The organism is Vibrio sp. 03_296 (genome assembly GCF_002265885.1).
In genome coordinates, this window is record NZ_NPKW01000575.1 from 1 (window position 1) to 966 (window position 966).

The following is a 966-nucleotide window of genomic DNA, read 5'->3' on the forward strand; positions in this document are numbered from 1 at the left end:
AACTCTACCCGTGCACCAACTGCGGCATGGCGCCACTTGCTCGTGATGTTTCCACCGCTAAGCTCAACGCCTTAGCCGCCGGCGCTGCGATAGTGCGAAAAGAACTGGCTGGCTGATTTACTGGCGAATATCCGGCTGAGACTTGTCGAGCAACGAACGGTGAACTTCCGAAGAGCGATGGCAGCGAGTCGCTCTTTGTTCTCGTCTTGCTTAGTGGTGAGCGTGTTTTTTTCGACCACGTTGCCAGCGGCTTTTTCTCTTCCTCTTCCCGTTTCTCTATACATTCTGAATTTCAGGATGCTTGAATAGCAACGCGCGAATTCCATGATGCACTACCCACATCAACATCGCCGTGGCGGTGAGGGCGACAAAGATAGAACTAAAGCGATACAAATCGAAAGAACGCGTCTTTGCCTTACTGGGACGATAGCGGTAAGTGGCACCGCTAATGCCGACATAGCAGAAAACGCGAGTGCACTTTTGATCGGACCTTTGCTGAACCAATGACAAAACGGCCCCATCGCAATAGTTAAAGCAAGCCAAAATAGCAGACGGCCTGGCCGTACCAACTTCCCAACATTAACTGCACAGCCAAGCCCGCAAGGCAGCCAAGCGCGGTACCAATGACGCGAACTTTTGCTGCCGCCATAGAGCCCGCTAACGTCATGGGTGTCAGAATGATGATGATCGACGATTGCGCTGAGAGCGAGTCATAAAGATCGGCAAAACTGAAAACAGCAAAAAGGCACTCATGGCGACAACCCCAGCCCCATCGCCACCTGACTAATGTAGTCCATATCGCTTTTGACGGGGGTGGTCATGGTGTTGTTCCTTTGAGTGGTGTTCTGTTCAGGGAACAGCCAATAGGCGAATGCGCAAATGGCAATGTTCGCGAGGGAAATGACCCACAAGTTGAGGTTAAAATCTTCGATATCGATGAAATCGTAGCTGGCAAAGTTGAGCACG

General features: G+C 51.3%; 2 pseudogenes. One reads left to right on the forward strand and one right to left on the reverse strand.

What is annotated here, in order from left to right:
• Window positions 1-116 (forward strand): annotated as a pseudogene (locus tag CIK04_RS34085) (methionine synthase); the annotation flags it as partial.
• Window positions 117-276: 160 nt separating this feature from the next.
• Here the strand turns inward: CIK04_RS34085 and CIK04_RS26280 are convergent.
• Window positions 277-966: pseudogene (locus CIK04_RS26280) on the reverse strand (MFS transporter); the annotation flags it as partial.